The sequence below is a fragment of the Rubrivivax gelatinosus genome, from assembly GCF_004340905.1.
GTDB lineage: Bacteria > Pseudomonadota > Gammaproteobacteria > Burkholderiales > Burkholderiaceae_C > Rubrivivax > Rubrivivax gelatinosus.
Genome location: NZ_SLXD01000009.1, coordinates 93,751 through 114,788 on the forward strand (window position 1 = coordinate 93,751; position 21,038 = coordinate 114,788).

The 21,038-nt window shown below is 70.8% G+C and carries 17 protein-coding genes and 1 riboswitch; of the genes, 7 read left to right on the forward strand and 10 right to left on the reverse strand.

Features of this window, described 5'->3' with window-relative positions; all coding sequences use genetic code 11:
* Positions 1-13: 13 nt before the first annotated feature.
* The 8 genes from EV684_RS14740 to gcvT all read right to left on the reverse strand — a co-directional run bounded on the left by EV684_RS14740 (position 14) and on the right by gcvT (position 10,272).
* Positions 14-1,078 (reverse strand): ABC transporter ATP-binding protein, encoded by a 1,065-nt coding sequence (locus EV684_RS14740; protein ID WP_132648048.1) that lies wholly within the window; start codon positions 1,076-1,078, stop codon positions 14-16.
* A 3-nt stretch (positions 1,079-1,081) separates the two neighbouring features.
* Positions 1,082-1,936: a carbohydrate ABC transporter permease gene (locus EV684_RS14745; RefSeq protein ID WP_132648049.1), complete on the reverse strand. Its 855-nt coding sequence runs from the start codon at positions 1,934-1,936 to the stop codon at positions 1,082-1,084.
* The gene (locus tag EV684_RS14750; RefSeq protein ID WP_132648050.1) at positions 1,933-2,811 is read right to left on the reverse strand and encodes a carbohydrate ABC transporter permease; all 879 of its coding nucleotides are present in this window, start codon (positions 2,809-2,811) and stop codon (positions 1,933-1,935) included. The genes EV684_RS14745 and EV684_RS14750 overlap by 4 nt, the downstream gene beginning before the upstream one ends.
* Before the next feature lie 66 nt (positions 2,812-2,877).
* The gene (locus tag EV684_RS14755; protein WP_132648051.1) at positions 2,878-4,128 is read right to left on the reverse strand and encodes an ABC transporter substrate-binding protein; all 1,251 of its coding nucleotides are present in this window, start codon (positions 4,126-4,128) and stop codon (positions 2,878-2,880) included.
* 250 nt (positions 4,129-4,378) lie between these two features.
* Positions 4,379-5,773 (reverse strand): L-serine ammonia-lyase, encoded by a 1,395-nt coding sequence (locus EV684_RS14760; RefSeq protein ID WP_132648052.1) that lies wholly within the window; start codon positions 5,771-5,773, stop codon positions 4,379-4,381.
* 47 nt (positions 5,774-5,820) lie between these two features.
* Entirely contained in the window at positions 5,821-8,709 is a 2,889-nt protein-coding gene (gcvP, locus tag EV684_RS14765) for an aminomethyl-transferring glycine dehydrogenase (RefSeq protein WP_132648053.1), read from the reverse strand.
* Between the two features lie 30 nt (positions 8,710-8,739).
* Positions 8,740-9,114 carry a glycine cleavage system protein GcvH gene (gene gcvH / locus EV684_RS14770; RefSeq protein ID WP_132648054.1) on the reverse strand — a complete coding sequence of 125 codons (375 nt, stop codon included), beginning with the start codon at positions 9,112-9,114 and terminating at the stop codon, positions 8,740-8,742.
* An 18-nt stretch (positions 9,115-9,132) separates the two neighbouring features.
* Positions 9,133-10,272: a glycine cleavage system aminomethyltransferase GcvT gene (gene gcvT / locus EV684_RS14775; RefSeq protein ID WP_132648055.1), complete on the reverse strand. Its 1,140-nt coding sequence runs from the start codon at positions 10,270-10,272 to the stop codon at positions 9,133-9,135.
* 41 nt (positions 10,273-10,313) lie between these two features.
* A riboswitch (glycine riboswitch) is annotated at positions 10,314-10,430 on the reverse strand.
* Positions 10,431-10,623: 193 nt separating this feature from the next.
* On the opposite strand from gcvT, the gene EV684_RS14780 reads away from it, so the two are divergent.
* From EV684_RS14780 to EV684_RS14805, 6 genes are all read left to right on the forward strand, one after another.
* Complete coding sequence (locus EV684_RS14780) at positions 10,624-12,270, forward strand: acyl-CoA synthetase (RefSeq protein ID WP_132648056.1); 1,647 nt, start codon at positions 10,624-10,626, stop codon at positions 12,268-12,270.
* A 10-nt stretch (positions 12,271-12,280) separates the two neighbouring features.
* A complete protein-coding gene (locus EV684_RS14785) occupies positions 12,281-13,075 on the forward strand; it encodes an enoyl-CoA hydratase (protein WP_132648057.1) in 795 nt (264 codons plus the stop codon).
* 5 nt (positions 13,076-13,080) lie between these two features.
* On the forward strand, positions 13,081-15,069 hold the full coding sequence (locus tag EV684_RS14790) for a S9 family peptidase (RefSeq protein ID WP_132648058.1): 1,989 nt from the start codon (positions 13,081-13,083) through the stop codon (positions 15,067-15,069).
* A gap of 84 nt (positions 15,070-15,153) precedes the next feature.
* Positions 15,154-16,365: a glutathionylspermidine synthase family protein gene (locus tag EV684_RS14795; RefSeq protein ID WP_132648059.1), complete on the forward strand. Its 1,212-nt coding sequence runs from the start codon at positions 15,154-15,156 to the stop codon at positions 16,363-16,365.
* An 8-nt stretch (positions 16,366-16,373) separates the two neighbouring features.
* Positions 16,374-16,766, forward strand: a complete 393-nt coding sequence (locus EV684_RS14800; protein WP_132648060.1) for a DUF350 domain-containing protein — start codon at positions 16,374-16,376, stop codon at positions 16,764-16,766.
* Between the two features lie 8 nt (positions 16,767-16,774).
* The gene (locus tag EV684_RS14805; RefSeq protein ID WP_132648061.1) at positions 16,775-17,263 is read left to right on the forward strand and encodes a hypothetical protein; all 489 of its coding nucleotides are present in this window, start codon (positions 16,775-16,777) and stop codon (positions 17,261-17,263) included.
* A gap of 42 nt (positions 17,264-17,305) precedes the next feature.
* Here EV684_RS14805 and EV684_RS14810 read toward each other — a convergent pair whose 3' ends face one another.
* Positions 17,306-18,982, reverse strand: coding sequence for an electron transfer flavoprotein-ubiquinone oxidoreductase (locus EV684_RS14810; RefSeq protein ID WP_132648062.1), 1,677 nt, complete (start codon positions 18,980-18,982; stop codon positions 17,306-17,308).
* A 71-nt stretch (positions 18,983-19,053) separates the two neighbouring features.
* Positions 19,054-20,181, reverse strand: a complete 1,128-nt coding sequence (locus EV684_RS14815) for an NAD(P)/FAD-dependent oxidoreductase (RefSeq protein WP_132648063.1) — start codon at positions 20,179-20,181, stop codon at positions 19,054-19,056.
* A 72-nt stretch (positions 20,182-20,253) separates the two neighbouring features.
* Here EV684_RS14815 and EV684_RS14820 point away from each other — a divergent pair, with 72 nt between their 5' ends.
* Positions 20,254-21,036 carry an SDR family oxidoreductase gene (locus EV684_RS14820; RefSeq protein WP_132648064.1) on the forward strand — a complete coding sequence of 261 codons (783 nt, stop codon included), beginning with the start codon at positions 20,254-20,256 and terminating at the stop codon, positions 21,034-21,036.
* Positions 21,037-21,038 lie beyond the last annotated feature (2 nt).

The following is a 21,038-nucleotide window of genomic DNA, read 5'->3' on the forward strand; positions in this document are numbered from 1 at the left end:
CAACTCCCCCGCTTCAGCCGATGCGCTTGCCGCTCGCCGCGTCGAACAGGTGCGCGTGTTCGGCCGCCCAGTGCAGATGCACCGTGCCGCCGACCTGGCCTTCGGCGGTGCCGGGCAGGCGCGCGGTCAGCCTGCCGGCCGCCGTGTTGGCGGTGATGTAGGTCTCGGGGCCGGTCGGCTCGACGATGACGAGCTCGCCCGGCAGGCCTTGTTCGCCCAGGCAGACGTTCTCCGGCCGCAGGCCGTAGATCACGTCACCGCTGCCGCCGGCCAGCGCCTGGCGCTGCGCGGCGTTGAGCGGCAGCGTGTGGCCGCCCGCCGTCAGGCCGCCGTCGGCGCTGCGCTGGGCGAGGACCATGTTCATCGCCGGCGAGCCGATGAACTCGGCGACGAAACGGGTTGCCGGCCGGGTGTAGATCTCGTGCGGCGAACCCAGCTGCTGCACGGCGCCGTCCTTCATCACCGCGATGTGGTCGCCCAGCGTCATCGCCTCGACCTGGTCGTGCGTGACGTAGACCGTGGTCGTCTTGGTGCGGTGGTGCAGCAGCTTGATCTCGGCGCGCATCTCGACACGCAGCTTGGCGTCCAGGTTGGACAGCGGCTCGTCGAACAGGAACAGCTTGGGGTCGCGCGCCAGCGCCCGGCCCATCGCCACACGCTGGCGCTGGCCGCCTGACAGCGCACCCGGCTTGCGGTCGAGCAGGTGGTCGATCTGCAGCATCTTGGCGACACGCTGCACCGCGGCTTCGCGCTGGGCCTTGGGCACCTTGCGCATCTCCAGCGCGAAGGAGATGTTCTGGCGCACGTCCATGTTGGGGTACAGGGCGTAGCTCTGGAACACCATCGCGATGTCGCGGTCCTTGCTGGGCACGTCGGTGACGTCGCGGCCGTCGATGTGGATGCGGCCCGAGCTCGGCGCGTCCAGGCCGGCGATCATGTTCAGCAGCGTGCTCTTGCCGCAGCCCGAGGGGCCCACCAGGATCAGGAAGTCGCCGGCCTCGACCTCGATGTCGATGCCCTTGAGGATCTCGGTCTTGCCGAAGGCCTTGCGCACGGAGCGGATGGAAAGGGCTCCCATGGTTCAGCCCTTCACCGCGCCGGCCGTCAGGCCGCGCACGAAGTACTTGCCCGCGACGACGTAGACGAAGAGGGTGGGGAGGGCCGCGATCAGTGCCGCGGCCATGTCGACGTTGTATTCCTTCACGCTGCTGGAGGTGTTGGCGAGGTTGTTGAGACCGACGGTGACCGGCTTGCTGTCGGCACCGGAGAAGACGACCCCGTAGAGGAAGTCGTTCCAGATGTTGGTGAACTGCCAGATCAGCGTCACGACGAGGATCGGCGTGGACAGCGGCAGCACGATGCGGGTGAAGATCTTCCAGAAGCCGGCGCCGTCGAGCATCGCGGCCTTGATCAGTTCGTCGGGCAGGCCGACGTAGTAGTTGCGGAAGAACAGCGTCGTGCTCGGGATGCCGGCGACGACGTGCACCAGGATCAGGCCCCAGATCGAGCTGGCGATGCCCAGCCAGCCGAGCACCTGGCTCATCGGCAGCAGCACCACCTGCATCGGCATGAACACGCCGAAGAGCATCAGCGCGAACATCGTCTCGCTGCCGCGGAAGCGCCACTTCGACAGCACGTAGCCGTTGAGCGAGCCGATCGCCGTCGACACCAGCACCGCCGGCACGACCATCAGCACCGAGTTCATGAAGAAGGGCTTCAGGCCGCCGCAGTCGGTGCCGGTGCAGGCGCTGCCCCAGGCACGCGCCCAGGCCTCGAGGCTGGGGCTGGTGGGCAGCGACAGCAGGCTGCCGGCGCGCACCTGGTCCATGTCCTTCAGCGAGGTGGTGACCATCACGTACAGCGGCGTCAGGAACCAGGCCGCGAACAGCAGCAGGGCCGCCCACAGCAGGGCGCGTTGCACGGCGTGGCGGCTCATCGCTTGGCCCTCAGTTCGCTGTACAGATAGGGCACGACGATCGCGGCCACCGTGGCCAGCATCACCGTCGCGCTGGCCGCGCCCAGGCCGATCTGGCCGCGCGAGAAGGCCATCGCGTACATGAAGGTCGCCGGCAGGTCGGTGGCGTAGCCGGGGCCGCCGGCGGTCAGCGCCATCACCAGGTCGAAGCTCTTGATCGCCAGGTGGCTGACGACCATCAGCGTGCTGAAGAACACGGGCCTGAGCGTCGGGATCACGATGCGCCAGTAGATCAGCGGCAGGCTCGCGCCGTCGACCTGCGCGGCCTTGATGACCGAGTCGTCGATGCCGCGCAGGCCGGCCAGGAACAGCGCCATCACGAAACCCGCGCTCTGCCAGACGCCGGCGATCGCGACGCAGTAGATCGCCTTCTCGGGGTCCACCAGCCAGCCGAAGCTGAAGCTCTCGAAGCCCCATTGCTGGACCACGTGTTCCAGCCCCAGGCCGGGGTTGAGGATCCACTTCCAGGCCGTGCCGGTGACGATGAACGAGATCGCCATCGGGTACAGGTAGATCGTGCGCAGCAGGCCTTCGGCGCGGATCTTCTGGTCCAGCAGGATGGCCAGCAGCAGGCCCAGGGCCATCGCGCCGCCGATGAACAGCGTGCCGAAGATGCCCATGTTGACGAGCGCGACGTGGAAGCGCTCGTTGTCGAACAGGCGCACGTACTGCTCGAGCCCGACGAATTCGTAGTTGGGCAGCAGCCGCGAGGCCGACAGCGACAGGTAGCCGTTCCAGGCGATCAGCCCGTAGATGAACAGGAACGACAGGACGAAGGACGGCGCGACGACCAGCTTGGGCAGCCAGCGTGCGCCCGCGGGCGATGAAGACACCATGGAGGCGGCGGCAGGCGCGCCGCGCCCCGCTGGCGGGGGACGCGGCGCGCCGGTTCTACGGCGGGGTTACTGGGCCTTGGCGGCGTTGGCGATGCGCGTCATCGCGTCCTTGGCGCTCATCTTGTCGCTGTTCCAGTACTGGCTGACGACGTCCTTGATCGCGCCTTCGATGGCCGGGGCGACGGCCATGCCGTGGGCGATCGACGGCACCAGGCCGCCGCTCTTGGACGTGGCGACGAAGTCCTTGGACGACAGCTTGGCGCAGTCGTCGAACTTGTCCATGTTCATGCCCAGGCGCACCGGGATCGAGCCCTTGTTGAGGTTGAACACCTCCTGGAACTCGGGCGACATGATGGCCGCGGCCAGCGCCTTCTGCGCCTTGGTGTTCTCGGCGTTCTTCAGCTTGAACATCGCGAACGAGTCGATGTTGAAGGTGAAGGCCTGCGCGGTGCCCGGGGCCGGGGCGCAGACGAAGTCCTTGCCCGGCAGCTTGCCGGCGGCGACGAACTCGCCCTTGGCCCAGTCGCCCATCAGCTGCATGCCGGCTTCGCCCTTGATGACCATCGCGGTCGCCAGGTTCCAGTCGCGGCCCGGGGCGTTGCGGTCGGTGTAGCCCTTCACGCGCTTGAAGGTCGCGAGCACCTTCTCCATCGTCGGGCTGTTCAGCGTCGCCGGGTCGAGCTGCACCAGGGCCTTGCGGTAGAACTCGGTGCCGCCGACACCCAGCGCCACGCTCTCGAAGGTGGTGAAGTCCTGCCAGTTCTGGCCGCCGTGCGCCACGGGGATGATGCCGGCCTTCTTCAGCGCCTCGGCGGCGACGAAGAACTCGTCCCAGGTCGTCGGCACCTTGACGCCGGCCTTCTTGAAGGCTTCCGGGTTGGCCCACAGCCAGTTCACGCGGTGCACGTTCACCGGCGCGGCGATGTAGCTGCCCTTGTACTTCATCACGTCGGCCACGGCCTTGGGCAGCACGGCGTCCCAGTTCTCGGCCTTGGCGACGTCGTCGATGTTGGCGAGCACACCCTCGGCCGCCCATTCCTGCAGCGCCGGGCCCTTGATCTGCGCCGCGGCCGGGGCGTTGCCCGAGACCACACGCGACTTCAGCACCGTCATCGCCGAGTCGCCGCCACCGCCGGCGACCGCGAAGTCCTTCCAGGTGTGGCCCTTGGCCTGCATCGTGGCCTTCAGCGCCGCCGCGGCCTTGGCTTCGCCGCCGCTGGTCCACCAGTGCAGGACCTCGACTTCGCCGGCCTGGGCCACGCCACAGGCGGCCCATGCGGCGGCGGCCGCCAGCGTGCGGATGGGGATGTGCTTCATGTCCGTCTACCTCGTGTGCGCCGCTCGTGGCGGCTGTCGTTCGTGGAGGGTGGCGCGCGGCGCCGGCATCGTCGTCGTGGTGACGACGCCGTTACGGCGCTCCGGCGAGGATGCGCCCGTCAGGCAGTCAGATCAAGGGCCGTAACCCGGTGGAATCCGATGAAAGCGCGCGCTGAGGGCCGGGCGCAACGCCGGCCTCCCATACGCTTGACTCGGTCTGCGACCTCGCGTTTGGCGGCTCGCGGCGGCCTCAGCACTCGACGATGTTGACGGCGAGGCCGCCGCGCGCCGTTTCCTTGTACTTGGTCAGCATGTCGGCGCCGGTCTCGCGCATGGTCTTGATGACTTGGTCCAGGCTGACCTTGTGCGTGCCGTCGCCGCGCAGCGCGATGCGTGCGGCGTTGATCGCCTTCACCGCGCCCATCGCGTTGCGTTCGATGCAGGGGATCTGCACCAGGCCGCCGACCGGGTCGCAGGTCAGGCCCAGGTGGTGCTCCATGCCGATCTCGGCGGCGTTCTCGGCCTGCGCCGGGCTGCCGCCGAGCACCGCGCACAAGGCCCCGGCGGCCATCGAGCAGGCGACGCCGACCTCGCCCTGGCAGCCGACCTCGGCGCCGGAGATGCTGGCGTTCTCCTTGTAGAGCAGGCCGATGGCGCCGGCGGTGAGCAGGAAGTCGACGACGCCGCGCTCGCTGGCGCCGGGCACGAAGCGCATGTAGTAGTGCAGCACCGCGGGCACGATGCCGGCGGCGCCGTTGGTCGGCGCGGTGACGACCCGGCCGCCGGCGGCGTTCTCCTCGTTGGTGGCGAGCGCGAAGAGGTTCACCCAGTCGAGCACCGCCAGCGGGTCGGCCGGCGTGCCCTCGGGCTGCTGCGCCTGCAGCGCCTCGGCCAGGTCGGGCGCGCGCCGCCGCACCTTGAAGCCGCCGGGCAGCGTGCCGCGCGTGCGCATGCCGCGCGCCACGCACTGCTGCATCACCTGCCAGATCGCCAGCAGGCCGGCGTCGATCTCGGCGTCGGTGCGCCAGTGGCGCTCGTTGCGGCGCATCACGCCGGCGATGTCGCAGCCGAGTTCGGTGGTCAGCGCCAGCAGCTCGGCGGCGGTGTGGAAGGGGTGCGGCAGCAGCGTCGTGTCGGGCGCGATCACCGGGTGCCGGCTGCCGTCGGCCACGACCTCGTCGCTGACGACGAAGCCGCCGCCCGCCGAGTAGTAGCGGCGTTCGGCCAGCAGCGCGCCGGCGGCGTCCCAGGCGGCGAAGGCCATGCCGTTGGCGTGGAAGGGCAGGGTCTCGCGGCGGTGGAACTTCAGGTCGCGTTTCTCGACGAAGTCCACCGCCTGACGGCCCAGCAGTTCGAGCCGGGCGCCGGTGCGGATCGCCGCCAGCAGCGCCGGCACCTCGTCGATCGGCACCGTGTCGGGCTCGTGGCCGGCCAGGCCCAGCAGCACCGCGGTGTCGCTGCCGTGGCCCTTGCCGGTGGCGCCCAGCGAGCCGTAGAGCTGCGCGGCGACCCGCGCCGTGCGCTCCAGCAGGCCTTCGTGCGCCAGCCGCGAGGCGAACAGCCGCGCGGCGCGCATCGGCCCCACGGTGTGGCTGCTGCTCGGCCCGATGCCGATCTTGAAGAGGTCGAAGACGGAAACGGCCATCGTGACCTCCGACGATGGCGGGCGCGGCGACGGCCGCGCCCGCGGGTTCAGGCGTAGTCGGCCATAGTCGGGCAGCTGCAGCTGAGGTTGCGGTCACCCCAGACGTTGTCCACGCGGCCGACCGGCGACCAGTACTTGTGGCGGCGCAGCGCCGGCACCGGGTAGGCGGCTTCCTCGCGGGCGTAGGCGTGCGGCCACTCGGCCGCGAGCAGCGCCTCGGCGGTGTGCGGGGCGTGCTTGAGCGGGTTGTCCTCGCGCGGCCAGGCACCGGACTCGACCTTCGCGATCTCCGCGCGGATCGCGATCATCGCGTCGCAGAAGCGGTCCAGCTCGACGAGCGGCTCGCTCTCGGTCGGTTCGACCATCAGCGTGCCGGGCACCGGGAAGCTCAGCGTCGGGGCGTGGAAGCCGTAGTCGATCAATCGTTTGGCGACGTCCTCGGCGCTGATGCCGCTGGTCTCCTTCAGCGGCCGCAGATCGAGGATGCACTCGTGCGCGACGCCGCCGCCGGCGATGCCGGCGATGCCGCCGCTGTAGTGGATGTCGTAGTAAGGCGCCAGCCGTGCGGCGACGTAGTTGGCGCTGAGGATCGCCGTCTCGGTGGCCTGGCGCAGGCCGTCGGCGCCCATCATGCGCACGTACATCCAGCTGATCGGCAGCACGCCGGCGTTGCCCAGCGGCGCGGCGCTGACGGCGCCCACCGGCGCGCCAGCGTCGCCGTGGCCGGGCAGGAAGGGCACGAGGTCGGCGACGACGCAGACCGGGCCGACGCCCGGGCCGCCGCCGCCGTGCGGGATGCAGAAGGTCTTGTGCAGGTTCAGGTGGCTGACGTCGCCGCCGAACTCGCCCGGCGCGGCCAGGCCGACCAGCGCGTTCATGTTGGCGCCGTCGACGTAGACCCGGCCGCCGTGGCGGTGCACGATCTCGCAGAGCTGCTTGACGCCCGGCTCGAAGACGCCGTAGGTCGACGGGTAGGTGATCATCACGCAGGCCAGGCGCTCGGCGTGCTGCACGCACTTGGCCTCGAGGTCGGCGAGGTCGACGTTGCCGTTGGCGTCGCACTTGACGACGACGACCGACAGGCCCGCCATCTGCGCACTGGCCGGGTTGGTGCCGTGCGCCGACTCGGGGATCAGGCAGAGGTCGCGGCGCGCGTCGCCGCGCGAGGCGTGCCAGCCGCGGATCGCCAGCAGGCCGGCGTACTCGCCCTGCGAGCCGGCGTTGGGCTGCAGGCTGATGCCGGCGTAGCCGGTGGCCTCGGCCAGCCAGGCGCAGAGCTGGTCGTTCATCTCCCAGACGCCGGCCAGCTGGTCGCGCGGCGCGAAGGGGTGCAGGTTGGCGAACTCCGGCCAGGTGATGGGGATCATCTCGCTGGTCGCGTTGAGCTTCATCGTGCACGAGCCCAGCGGGATCATCGTGCGGTCCAGCGCCAGGTCCTGGTCGCACAGGCGGCGCAGGTAGCGCAGCATCTCGGTCTCGCTGTGGTGCGAGTTGAAGACCGGGTGCGTCAGGAAGGCGCTGCTGCGGCGCAGCGCCTCGGGCAGCAGCGGCTCGACGCCACGCTCGTATTCGTCGATCGACGGCAGCGTCGCGCCTTCGGGCGCGAACCAGCGCCAGAGGTCGGCGAGGTCGGCGCGGCTCGTCGTCTCGTCCAGCGCCGCGGCGACGCGCGTCGCCGACAGCCGGCGCAGGTTGGCGCCGTCGGCCAGCGCACGCGCCATCACCGTGTCGGCGCGCTCGCCGAGCTCGACGGCGACGGTGTCGAAGCCGGCTTCGGTCAGCACCTCCAGGCCCATCGCGCGCAGGCCGGCGGCCAGCGCCGCGGCGTAGGCGGCGACGCGCTGGGCGATGCGCTTCAGGCCCGCGGGGCCGTGGTAGACGGCGTACATCGAGGCCAGCACCGCCGGCAGCACCTGCGCGGTGCAGATGTTGGACGTCGCCTTCTCGCGGCGGATGTGCTGCTCGCGCGTCTGCAGCGCCAGGCGGTAGGCCGGGCGGCCGTGCACGTCGACGCTGACGCCGACCAGGCGGCCGGGCATCGCACGCTTGTACTCGTCGCGGCAGGCCAGGTAGGCGGCGTGCGGGCCGCCGGCGGCCATCGGCACGCCGAAACGCTGGGTCGTGCCGACGGCGATGTCGGCGCCGAACTCGCCCGGCGGCACGAGCAGCGTCAGCGCCAGCAGGTCGGCGGCGACGATGAAGGACGCCTGCTTGGCGTGCACCGCGTCGGCCAGCGCGCGCAGGTCGTGCACCGTGCCGTCGGTGGCCGGGTACTGCGCGACGACGGCGAAGCACTCGCCCTCGTCGGCGAGCGTGGCGAACGGGCGCACGTCGACCACCAGGCCCAGCGGCTCGGCACGCGTGCGCAGCACCTCGATCGTCTGCGGGTGGCAGTCGTCGGCGACGCGGATCGTGTCGGACTTGGCGCGCACGCTGCGCCGGGCCAGCGTCATCGCCTCGGCGACGGCGGTGGCCTCGTCGAGCATCGAGGCGTTGGCGATCGCCATGCCGGTCAGCTCGGCGATCATGGTCTGGAAGTTGACCAGGGCCTGAAGCCGCCCCTGCGAGATCTCGGCCTGGTACGGCGTGTAGGCCGTGTACCAGGCGGGGTTCTCGAGCACGTTGCGCAGCACCACCGTCGGCGTGCGCGTGCCGTGGTAGCCCTGGCCGATGAAGCTGCGCAGCGTGCGGTTCTTGGCCGCGATGGTGCGTAGCTCGGCCAGCGCCTGGTGCTCGGGCACCGCCGCCGGCAGCTGCATCGGCTGCGGCCGGGCGATGGCACGCGGCACCACCGCCTCGATCAGCGCCTGCCGCGAGGCGGCGCCGATCACCGACAGCATCTGCCGTTCCTCGGCTTCGTTGGGCCCGAGGTGGCGGGCGGCGAACTCGTCGTGGTGCTCGAGCTCGCCGAGCGTGGGAAGGGCAGACATCAGCATGGGCGGGGGACTGCTAGGAGGAAAGGGGGATCAGAGCGTCTTCAGCAGCGCGTCGTAGGCGGGCGGGTCCATCAGCTGGTCGAACTCGCCCATGTCGGCGACGTGGACCTTGAAGAACCAGCCGTTGCCCATCGGGTCGCTGTTGGCCAGCGCCGGCTCGTCGCGCAGCGCTTCGTTGACCTCGACGATCTCGCCGCTGACCGGCATGTAGAGGTCGGCGGCGGCCTTCACCGACTCGACGACGCCGGCCACCTCGCCCTTCTTGAACGTGCGGCCGACCTCGGGCAGCTCGACGAAGACGACGTCACCGAGCGCGTCCTGCGCGTGCGGCGTGATGCCGACGACCGCGGCTTCGTGGTCTTCGATGTTGATCCATTCGTGGTCGGGGGTGAACATGGTGGTCATCGGCTTCTCCTGAAGATTTCAACCGCGGTGGTAGCGGTGGGGTTGGAACGGCATCGGGGTCACGCGCATCGGCAGGCGTTTGCCTCGCACCTCGGCGTAGACCTCGTGTTCGGGGGCGGCGTGGTCGCGCGGCAGATAGGCCATCGCGATCGGACGGTCGACCCCGGGCGCCAGCGTACCGCTGGTCACGCGGCCCAGCGCATGACCGTGAGCATCGACGATGGCCGTGCCTTCGCGTACCGGCACACGTTCCAGGCCGACCAGGCCCACACGCTTGCGCATCGCGCCGCCGGCCAGATGGCGTTCGACGGCCGCCGCGCCGGGGTAGCCGCCTTCGCGCGCGCCGCCCGGGCGGCGCACCTTCTGGATCGCCCAGGTGAGGCCGGCTTCGACCGGCGAGGTGTTCTCGTCGATGTCGTGGCCGTACAGGCACAGCCCCGCTTCCAGGCGCAGCGTGTCGCGTGCGCCCAGGCCGGCAGGCTTGACCTCGGGCAGCGCCAGCAGCGCCGAGGCCAGCGCCTCGGCACGTTCGGCCGGCACCGAGATCTCGAAGCCGTCTTCGCCGGTGTAGCCCGAGCGCGTGACGAAGCAGGGCGCGTCGGCGAGTTCGAAGACGCCGCCGGTCATGAACACCAGTTCCTTGACGCCCGGGTTCAGCCGCGCCAGCGCGTCGGCGGCCAGCGGGCCCTGCAGCGCCAGCAGTGCGCGTTCGGGCAAACCGACGACGCTGCAGCGGTGGCCGATGTGGGTCTGCAGATGGCGCAGGTCGGCGTCCTTGCAGCCGGCGTTGACGACGAGGAACAGGTCGCCGAAGCCGGTGCCCGGCTCGGGGCGCGAGATCATCAGGTCGTCGCGCAGGCCGCCGTGTTCGTTGGTGAAGAAGGCGTAGCGCTGGCGGCCGACCGCGAGGTCGACGACGTCCACCGGTACCAGGGTCTCCAGCGCGGCCGCGGCATCGGGGCCGGACAGCCGGATCTGGCCCATGTGCGAGACGTCGAACAGCGCCGCGGCGCTGCGGCACTGGCGGTGTTCGGCGATCAGGCCGTCGCGGTACTGCACCGGCATCGCATAGCCGGCGAACGGCACCATGCGGGCACCGAGGCTCAGGTGCAGCGCGTGCAGGGGCGTCTTCAGAAGGTCGCTCACGGCGGACTCCATCGAGGGCATCGTCTTCGGATCGCCGGCTTGTCGCCGACGCACGTGCCCCCGCTGTCCGCTTTACCTGAGAGATTCGGAAGCCACCCCGGCGGTGGTCCTTGCCCCTTCGGTGGGCCGCCGCTCGTTGGAAGCGGCGACCTCTCTCCAGTGAGGTGGAAAGCCAGTCCTTTTGCCTGAGCGTTCGGGCGAACCCTGCGCCTTCGGCGGCCCGCTCGAGGCGGGCTCTCTCCTGACGGCGCGCAGTGTATCAGCGCCTTCCCGGCGCCGCGCACCCGCCGCGACCGTGGGGCCGAGGCAGCCTCGTGTCAGCCGCTTGCATAACATTCGGCGCGCACCGACAGGAGACCGGGCATGAACATCTACGAGCAGCAGCTGGACCGCAACGCGGCCAATTTCGTGGCGCTGTCGCCGACGAGTTTTGTCGAGCGCAGCGCCGAGGTCTTCGGCGACCTGCCGGCCGTGATCCACGGCGCGCGCCGCTACACCTGGGCCCAGGTGCGCGAGCGCAGCGCGCGGCTCGCGGCGGCGCTGCGCTCGCTGGGCGTGGGCCGCGGCACGACGGTCAGCGTGATGCTGCCCAACACGCCGGAGATGGTCGAGGCGCACTACGCGGTGCCGGCCGTCAACGCCGTGCTGAACACGCTGAACACGCGGCTGGACGCGCCGCTGCTGGCCTGGCAGATGAACCACTGCGAGACCGCGGTGCTGATCACCGACCGCGAGTTCGGCCCGCTGATGGCCGACGCGCTGGCGCGGCTGAAGGCCGAGCACGGCCGCGAGCCGGTCGTCATCGACGTCTGCGACAGCGAATACACCGGCCGCGGCGACCGCGTCGGCACGCTGGAGTACGAGGCGCTGCTGGCCGCGCACGCGCCGCTGGCGCGCCTGGAAGGCCCGGCCGACGAGTGGGACGCGATCGCCATCAGCTACACCAGCGGCACGACGGGCGACCCCAAGGGCGTCGTCACCCACCACCGCGGCGCCTACCTCAACGCGGTCGGCAACGCGGCGACCTGGACGATGCCGCACTTCCCGAAGTACCTGTGGACGCTGCCGATGTTCCACTGCAACGGCTGGTGCTTCCCGTGGACCGTGGCGATGCTCGGCGGCACGCACGTCTGCCTGCGCCGCGTCGAGCCCCGGGCCATCCTCGACGCGATGCGCGAGCACGGCGTCGACCACTACTGCGCCGCGCCCATCGTGCACGGGCTGATCATCAACGCGCCGGCCGAGTGGCGCGAGGGCATCACGCAGCAGGTGCGTGGCATGGTCGCCGGCGCCGCGCCGCCGGCCGCGATGATCGAGGGCATGGCGAAGCTCGGCTTCGACATCACCCACGTCTACGGCCTGACCGAGGTCTACGGCCCGGCCGCGGTGGCCGTGAAGCGAGCCGCCTGGCGCGACGCCGACCTCGGCGAGCAGACGCGCTTGAACGGCCGCCAGGGCGTGCGCTACGCGCTGCAGGAAGGCATGACGGTGCTCGACCCGGAGACGATGCAGGAGGTGCCCGCCGACGGCCAGACCATGGGCGAGATCATGTTCCGCGGCAACATCGTCATGAAGGGCTACCTGAAGAACCCGTCGGCGACCGGCAAGGCCTTTGCCGGCGGCTGGTTCCACACCGGCGACCTGGCGGTCATCGAGCCCGACCGCTACCTGAAGATCAAGGACCGCAGCAAGGACATCATCATCTCCGGCGGCGAGAACATCAGCTCGCTGGAGGTCGAGGACGCGCTGTACCGCCACCCGGCGGTGCTGGCCTGCGCGGTGGTCGCCCGGCCCGACCCGAAGTGGGGCGAGTCGCCGATGGCCTACGTCGAGCTCAAGCTCGGCGTCGACGTCAGCGCCGAGGAGCTGATCGCCCACTGCAAGCGCCTGCTCGCCGGCTACAAGGTGCCCAAGGAGATCCGTTTCGAGACCATCCCGAAGACCAGCACCGGCAAGATCCAGAAGTTCCAGTTGCGCCAGCGGGCCAGGAGCTCGGCGGCGATCGAATGAGGAGACCGCGATGAACGACACGACGCCGCTGCTGCGGCACGAGAAGGACGAGCGCGGCGTCGTCACGCTGACGCTGGACCGGCCGCAGGCCTTCAACTCGCTGTCCGAGGCGATGATCGCGGCGCTGCAGGCCTCGCTGGAACGTGTCGCCGAGGACACGACGGCGCGGGTGGTGGTCATCGCCGCCGCCGGCCGCGCCTTCTGCGCCGGCCACGACCTGAAGGAGATGCGCGCCGAGCCTTCGCTGGCCTACTACGAACGCCTGTTCGCGGCCTGCGCACGCATGATGCTGACGATCCAGAAGCTGCCGGTGCCGGTCGTCGCGCGTGTGCACGGCATCGCCACCGCGGCCGGCTGCCAGCTGGTCGCGATGTGCGATCTGGCGGTCGCCTCGCGCGATGCGAAGTTCGCCGTCAGCGGCGTCAACCTGGGCCTGTTCTGCTCGACGCCCAGCGTCGCGCTGGCGCGCAACCTGCCGCGCAAGGCGGCTTTCGAGATGCTCGTCACCGGCGAGTTCATCGGCGCCGATGAGGCCTGCGCCAAGGGCCTGGTCAACCGCGTCGCCGCGCCCGAGGACCTGGACGCCGAGCTCGAGCGCCTGGTCGCGACCATCGTCGCCAAGCCTCAGGTCGCGATCGCCGCCGGCAAGGCGCTGTTCTATCGTCAGGTCGAGACCGGCATCGCCGCCGCCTACGAAGACGCCGGCCGCACGATGGCCTGCAACATGATGGACCCGGCCGCACTCGAAGGGGTGCAGGCCTTCATAGACAAACGCAAGCCCTCCTGGGCCGATGGTGGACGATGAGACGAATGCTGTTTTCCGCGGCCTGTGCCGCCGCCGCGCTGGCGCTCGCCGGCTGTGCCAGCGCACCGGCCCCCGAGGCGGTGGTCGCGCCCAACGCCAACCTCGTCGTGCAGGGCATCCCGGCGATCCCGCAGTCGCTGGCCGAGCGTGTGCAGCGCTACAACGACTTCCGCGGCCACGGCTTCGCCGACTGGCACCCGACACGGCGCGAGATGCTGGTGCTGCACCGTGGCGAGAACGACGCCACCGCACAGCTCTGGCGCGCCGCCGCGCCCGGTGCCGCGCTGGAGCGCCTGACGGCCGAACCCGACCCGGTGGCCGAAGCGAGCTGGGAGCCGCGCGAGGGCCGCTACATCGTCTTCGCACGCGGCCGCGGCGGCAACGAAGCGACCCAGCTCTACCGCCTGGACCCGGCGACGCGCCAGGCCACGCTGCTGACCGACCCGGACCAGCGCCACGACTTCATCGGCTGGCTGCACGGTGCGTCCAAGCTGGTCTACGGCGCGGTGCCGCTGGACCGCACCGCCGACGGCGGCCGGCGCACCTCGATCGACACGGCGCTGTGGCTGATGGACCCGCTGGCCCCCGAAGGCCGGCGCCAGATCGCCGTGCTGCCCGGCGCTGGCTGGTTCGGCGGCGCCATCTCCCATGACGACCGCACGCTCGCGATCACGCGCTACGTCTCGGCCACCGAGTCCGAGGCCTGGCTCGTCGACCTCGCCAGCGGCGAGCGCCGGCGCGTGCTGCCGGCGCCCGGCGAGACGCTGAAGGCCGCGCACTTCCCGGTCGCCTTCCGCCCCGACGGCTCGGGGCTGCTGTTCCTCAGCGACCGCGCCGGCGAGTTCCGCGAGCTGATGCTGCTGTCGCTGGCCGACGGCCGCATCACGCGGCTCACGTCGCAGATCCCCTGGGACGTCAGCGGCGTCGCGCCCAGCGAGGACGGGCGCTGGATCGCCCTCCAGGCCAACGTCGAGGGCCGCGACGAGCTGCGATTGCTCGACGGCCGCACGCTGAAGGAAATGGCGCTGCCGCCGCTGCCCGCCGGCAGCATCGGCAGCGCGGCCTTCGACCGGCGTGGCGAGGAACTGGCGTTCTCGACCAACAGCGCGCAGGGCCCGAACCGGCTGCATTCGCTGCGCCTGGCCGGCGGCGCGGTCGCCGACTGGACCTCGCCCCACGTGCCGCCGGGCGTCGACCCGTCGCGCTTCGGCGAGGCCGAGATCGTGCGCTGGACGAGTTTCGACGGCCGCACGATCTCCGGCCTGCTGCACCGCCCGCCGGCGCGCTTCGCCGGGCCGCGCCCGGTGCTGATCCAGATCCACGGCGGCCCCGAAGGCCAGGCCACCGTCGGCTTCATGGGGCGCTACAACTACCTGCTGCAGGAGCTGGGCATCGCCATCGTGCAGCCCAACGTGCGCGGCTCGGAAGGCTTCGGCAAGACCTTCCTGTCGCTGGACGACGGCTTCAAGCGCGAGGACTCGGTCAAGGACATCGGCGCGCTGCTCGACTGGGTCGCCAAGCAGCCGGGCCTGGACGCCTCGCGTGTGCTGGTGGCCGGCGGCAGCTACGGCGGCTACATGACGCTGGCCAGCGCGGTGCACTACGCCGACCGCATCGCCGGCGCGGTCGACGACGTCGGCATCTCGCACTTCGTGACCTTCCTGCAGAACACCGAGAGCTACCGCCGCGACCTGCGCCGCGCCGAGTACGGCGACGAACGCGACCCGGCGATGCGCGAGTTCCTCGACCGCATCTCGCCGCTGACCAACGCGGCGAAGATCCGCAAGCCGCTGTTCGTCGTCCAGGGCCGCAACGACCCGCGTGTGCCGTACACCGAGGCCGAGCAGATCGTCGCCCAGGTGCGCGCCAACGGCACGCCGGTCTGGTACCTGCGCGCCGAGAACGAAGGCCACGGCTTCCAGCGCAAGGAGAACGCCGACTGGCGCTTCTACGCCTTCGTGCGTTTTGCCGAGCAGGTGCTGCTGGGGCGCTGAACTCGTCTGGTCGGGGGAGGGCGCCGTGGCCGGCGCGCTCCCCGCCTGTATCCTCGCCGGCTTCGCATTCGCGCCCCGGGTTTCGTGAAACGGCTTGCCCAGCGCCCGCGTCCCGGCTGGCAGCGCCGCCTGGAGGACCAGGGCTTCCATTTCCACTCGATCGACCCGGACGGCGAAGACCGTGCCGGCCAGACCGATCGCTTCCTCTACTGGCGCGAGGACGTCGCCTACGAGTTCGGCGAGGCGGCGATCGAGCACCTCTACGACGTCAGCGGCGAGCTGCACGCGATGAGCGTGGACCTCGCCGGCGAGCTGGTGCGCCGCGGCGACCTGGCGCGGCTGGGGCTGCCGGCGGCGTCGCAGGCGCTGGTCGAACGCAGCTGGCGCCGTGGCGACCCGCATCTGTACGGCCGCTTCGACTTCAGCTGGGACGGCGTGGCCGAACCCCGGCTGCTCGAATACAACGCCGACACGCCGACCTCGATCATCGAGACCGCCGTCGCGCAATGGCACTGGCTGCAGGACGTGCACCCGGATGCCGACCAGTTCAACTCGCTGCACGAGGCGCTGCTCGCCCGCCTGGGCTCCATCGCGCGCGAACGCGGCCTGCGTAGCCTGCACCTGGCCGGGCTGCTGGACTGTCAGGAGGACTGCGGCAACCTCGAGTACCTGCTCGACCTCGCGGTGCAGGCTGGGCTGCAGGCCTCGCTGATCGACATGAACCACATCGGCCGCACGCCGCAAGGCGGCTTCGTCGACCTCGACGACCGGCCGATCGAAGCCTGCTTCAAGCTCTATCCCTGGGAATGGATGGCCGGGGAGGCCTTCGGCGACGGCGTGCTCGACGCGCCCACCGTCTGGCTGGAGCCGGCCTGGAAGATGGCGCTGTCGAACAAGGCGCTGCTGGCGCTGCTGTGGGAGCGCCACCCGGGCCACCCGAACCTGCTGCCGGCCTTCTTCTCGCCCGAGCCGCTGGGCCGCACGCCCTACGTGAAGAAGCCGCTGCTGTCGCGCGAAGGCGCCAACGTCGAGTTCGTGCACGACGGCGTCGTCGCGCTGAAGACCGACGGCGGCTATGGCGCCGAAGGCCACGTCTACCAGGCCGCGGCGCCGCTGCCGGCCTTCGCCGCGCCCGAGGCGACGTCCTGGCACGGCCCGCTCGACGCGGTGCACGCCGTCGTCGGCGCCTGGATGGTCGGCGACGAGGCCGTCGGCATGGCGGTGCGCGAGGACGTCACGCCGGTCACCTCCAACACCGCCTACTTCGTGCCCCATTTCTTTCGCCCCGGGACCTGAACCGCAGCATGCAAGGCTTCCTCAACTTCAACGTCTACCTGCTCGTCTGCCTGGGCCTTTGGCTGGGCAGTCTTTGGATCTACGTGCGCATCACGCCGTACCCGGAGTTCAAGCTCGTCGAGCAGGGCAACGTCGCTGCCGCCTGCAGCCTGTCGGGCGCCGCGCTCGGCCTGGCGCTGCCGCTGGTCAGCCTGGCGCTGCATGCCGCCGGCCTCGCCGACCTCGCGGCCTGGGCGGCGATGGCGCTGGCCTACCAGCTGGCGCTGTGGTGGCTGCTGGGCCGCACGGTGCTGCGCGGGCTGGCGCGTGCGGTGCCGGAGGGCAACGTCGCCGTCGGCCTGACGCTGGGCGCTTTCAGTCTCGGGCTGGGGGCGCTGAACTTCGGCTGCCTGTCCTACTGAGGCCGGCGATGGGAGACCGTGAAGGTTACGGCGTGCTGGCGCTGGTGATCATCGCCGGCGGTGCCACCTACGCCTGGGAACGCCAGGGCTACCAGCTGGACGACCAGCCGCACGAGCTGACGCGGCCGGTCTACTCCAGCCGCATCGACTGCCATCTCGACTGGGGCGACGACGAGTTCTGCGAAGAGGGCTACGAGCCCTCCGCCGACGGTGGCGGAAGTTCCGGCAGCAGTGTCAGCGGCGGAGGCGGTGGCAGTGGCGGCGGCGGCGGCGGCGCCCGCCGCCGCGTGGTCCTGGGCCCCTACTACAGCGCCCACGAGGGCTACTACTACGGCTACGACGGCAAGAAGGGCAAGCTGCTGCGCCAGCCCAAGCTGGCCATTCGCCAGATCCAGGAGACGCTGTCGACCCGCCAGATCGTCGCCAAGGGCGGGCAGTACACCAACGCCCGCGGTGGCTTCGGCACCCGCGCCCGCATCTTCTCGGGCGGTGGCTGAGTCTGGACGTGAGAGGCCGGAAGGCCTCGAACGCCCCGGCTCTCACATGCCCGCGTAGTTCGGCCCGCCGCCGCCTTCGGGCGTGACCCAGACGATGTTCTGCGTCGGGTCCTTGATGTCGCAGGTCTTGCAGTGAACGCAGTTCTGGGCGTTGATCTGCAGGCGCTCGCCGCCGCTGCCGTCGGCCACGAACTCGTAGACCGCGGCCGGGCAGTAACGGCTCTCGGGGCCGGCGTAACGCGCCAGGTTCACCGCCACCGGCACCGACGCGTCCTTCAGCGTCAGGTGCGCCGGCTGGTTTTCCTCGTGGTTGGTGTTGCTGAGGAAGACCGAGCTCAGGCGGTCGAAGGTCAGTTGGCCGTCGGGTTTCGGGTAGACGATGGGCTCGACCTGGCTGGCCGCATGCAGCCGCGCGTGGTCAGGCGTGTGGCGGTGGAGGGTCCACGGCGGGCTCTTCATGCCCAGCTTGGGCAGCAGCCACTGCTCGATGCCGGTCATCAGCGTGCCGATCGTGTTGCCCTTCTTGAACCAGGTCTTGAAGTTGCGGCTGGCCTCCAGCTCCTCGTGCAGCCAGCTGGCACGGAAGGCCTGCGGGTAGGCCTCGAGCTCGTCGCCGGCGCGGCCGGCGGCGACGGCTGCGGCGGCGGCCTCGGCGGCCATCATCCCGGTCTTGATCGCCGCGTGGCTGCCCTTGATGCGCGCGGCGTTCAGCGTGCCGGCTTCGCAGCCGACCAGCGCGCCGCCGGGGAACACCAGCTTGGGCACCGACAGCAGGCCGCCGGCGGTGATCGCACGTGCGCCGTAGCCGACACGTTTGCCGCCTTCGAGGTGGCGCCGGATCGCCGGATGCGTCTTCCAGCGCTGCATCTCGTCGAACGGGCTGATCCAGGGGTTCTGGTAGTCCAGGCCGACGACGTAGCCCAGCGCGACCTGGTTGCCTTCCATGTGGTACAGGAAGCCGCCGCCGTAGGTCTGCTCGTCGACCGGCCAGCCGGCGCTGTGCAGCACCAGGCCGGGCCTGGCGACCGCCTCGGGCACTTCCCACAGCTCCTTGATGCCGATGGCGTAGGTCTGCGGGTCGCGGCCCTTGTCGAGCGCGAAACGTTCGATCAGCTGGCGACCCAGGTGGCCGCGTGCGCCCTCGGCGAAGATCGTGTACTTGCCCAGCAGCTCCATGCCGAGCTGGAAGCCGTCGTGCGGCTGGCCGTCCTTGCCGACACCCATGTTGCCGGTGGCGACGCCACGCACCCGGCCGTCCTCGCCGTACAGCACTTCGGCGGCGGCGAAGCCGGGGAAGATCTCGACGCCCAGCCCCTCGGCCTGCGCGGCCATCCAGCGGGTCACCGCGCCCAGGCTGATGATGTAGTTGCCGTGGTTGTGCAGGCAGCCCGGGATCAGCCAGGCCGGCGCCTCGTGGTGCGTGCCGTTGGCGTTCAGGAACAGCACCTCGTCCTCGCCGCAGGGCTGGTTCAGCGGCGCGCCGCGTTCCTTCCAGTCCGGGATCAGCTCGGTCAGCGCGCGCGGGTCCATCACCGCGCCGGACAGGATGTGCGCGCCCGGTTCGCTGCCCTTCTCGAGCACGACGACCGAGAGCTCGGGGTTCAGCTGCTTGAGCCGGATCGCCGCCGCGAGCCCGCCGGGCCCGGCACCGACGACGACGACGTCGTACTCCATCGCCTCGCGCGGGCCGTACTGCTCGAGGATTTCTTCTGGGCGCATCTTGACCTTTGTCTCCTGGGTGAGGCCGCGCGCATTCTATTAGTCCGGGCCCCGAAAAACGAACGGTCGTTCTATTTTGAGGTCGCGGAAGGGACAATGCGCCCGGCCACCTCGTCGGCGAGCGCCAGGCAAGCGGTGAGCCCGGGCGACTCGATGCCGAAGAGCTGCACGACCCCCGGCACGCCGTGTTCGGCCGGGCCGGCGACGACGAAGTCGGCTGCCGGCTCGCCAGGGCCCGAGATCTTGGGCCGGATGCCGCTGTAGGCCGGCTGCAGTGCGCCGGCCGGCAGGCCCGGCCAGTAGCGCCGGATGTCGTCCTCGAAACCGGCCTGGCGCGCGGGGTCGACGGCGTAGTCCAGTGGCGCACCGGGCGCCAGCCACTCGACGTCGGGGCCGAAACGCGCCTGGCCGCCCAGGTCCAGCGTCAGATGCACGCCCAGGCCGCCGTCGACCGGCGTCGGGTACACGAGGCGCGAGAACGGCGCGCGCCCGGCGAGCGAGAAGTAGTGGCCCTTGGCGCGCCAGGTCGGCGGCACCGCGGTGGCCGGGAAGCCCTGCATCGCAGCTGCGACCTGCTGCGCATCGAGCGCGGCGGCGTTGACGATCCAGCGCGTCGCCAGCTCGAAGGCTTCGTCGCCGCCGGTGGCGACGATCCAGCCCTCGCCGTCGCGGCGTGCGGTGGCGAAGGGCGAGCGCAGCGCCAGCAGCGCGCCGGCGTTCTCGGCGTCGCCCAGCAGCGCGGTCATCAGCCCGTGGCTGTCGACGATGCCCGACGACGGCGACCACAGCGCGCCGGCGCAGGCCAGCGCCGGCTCCATCGCCATCGCCTCGGCGGCCGACAGGCGTTGCAGGTCCTCGACACCGGCGGCGTGGCCGCGGGCCGCGATCGTGTCGAGCTTGTGCAGGTCGGCTTCGGTCGTCGCGACGACCAGCTTGCCGCAACGCCGCGCGTCGACGCCGCGTTCGGCGCAGTAGGCGTAGAGCCGCTCGCGGCCCTGCATGCACAGGCGCGCCTTCAGGCTGCCGGCTGGGTAGTACAGCCCGGCATGCACGACCTCGCTGTTGCGCGACGAGACGCCGCTGCCGATCGCGCCTTCGCGCTCCAGGATCAGCACTTCCAACCCGGCGCACGCCAGCGCGCGCGCCACCGCGAGGCCGACGACCCCGGCCCCGACGACGACGACTTCGACACGGTCCATGGGCCGATTGTCGGCCACGGCTTCGGTGCTATCGTGCCCGCGCCTCCGACAGACCGAACAAGGACTCCACCGATGAGCTACCAGATCGACCTTTCCGGCCGCGTCGCCTTCGTCACCGGCGCCTCCAGCGGCCTGGGCGCAAGCTTCGCCAAGACGCTGGCCCGTGCTGGTGCCGGCGTCGTGCTCGCCGCGCGCCGCGTCGAGCGCCTGAAGACCCTGCGTGCCGAGATCGAGGCCGAAGGCGGCGACGCCCACGTCGTCACGCTCGACGTCACCGACCCGGCGAGCATCGCCTCGGCCGTGGCCCACGCCGAGACCGAGATGGGTGTCATCGACATCCTCGTCAACAACTCCGGCGTCAGCACGACGCAGAAGCTGGTGGACGTCACGCCCGAGGACTACGACTACGTGATGGACACCAACACCCGCGGCGCCTTCTTCGTCGCCCAGGCGGTGGCCAAACGCATGATCGCGCGCAGCCGCGGCCAGGCGCCGGGCACCTACACCGGCGGGCGCATCGTCAACATCGCGTCGATGGCCGGGCTGCGTGTGCTGAGCCAGATCGGCGTCTACGCGATGAGCAAGGCCGCGGTGATCCACATGACGCGCGCGATGGCGCTGGAGTGGGGCCGCCACGGCATCAACGTCAACGCCATCTGCCCGGGTTACATCGACACCGAGATCAACCACCACCACTGGCAGACCGAGGCCGGCCGCAGGATCATCGACATGCTGCCGCGCAAGCGCGTCGGCAAGCCCGAGGACCTGGACGCGGTGCTGATGATGCTGTGCGCCAACGAGAGCCACTTCGTCAACGGCGCGGTGATCTCGGCCGACGACGGCTTCGGCGTCTGAGG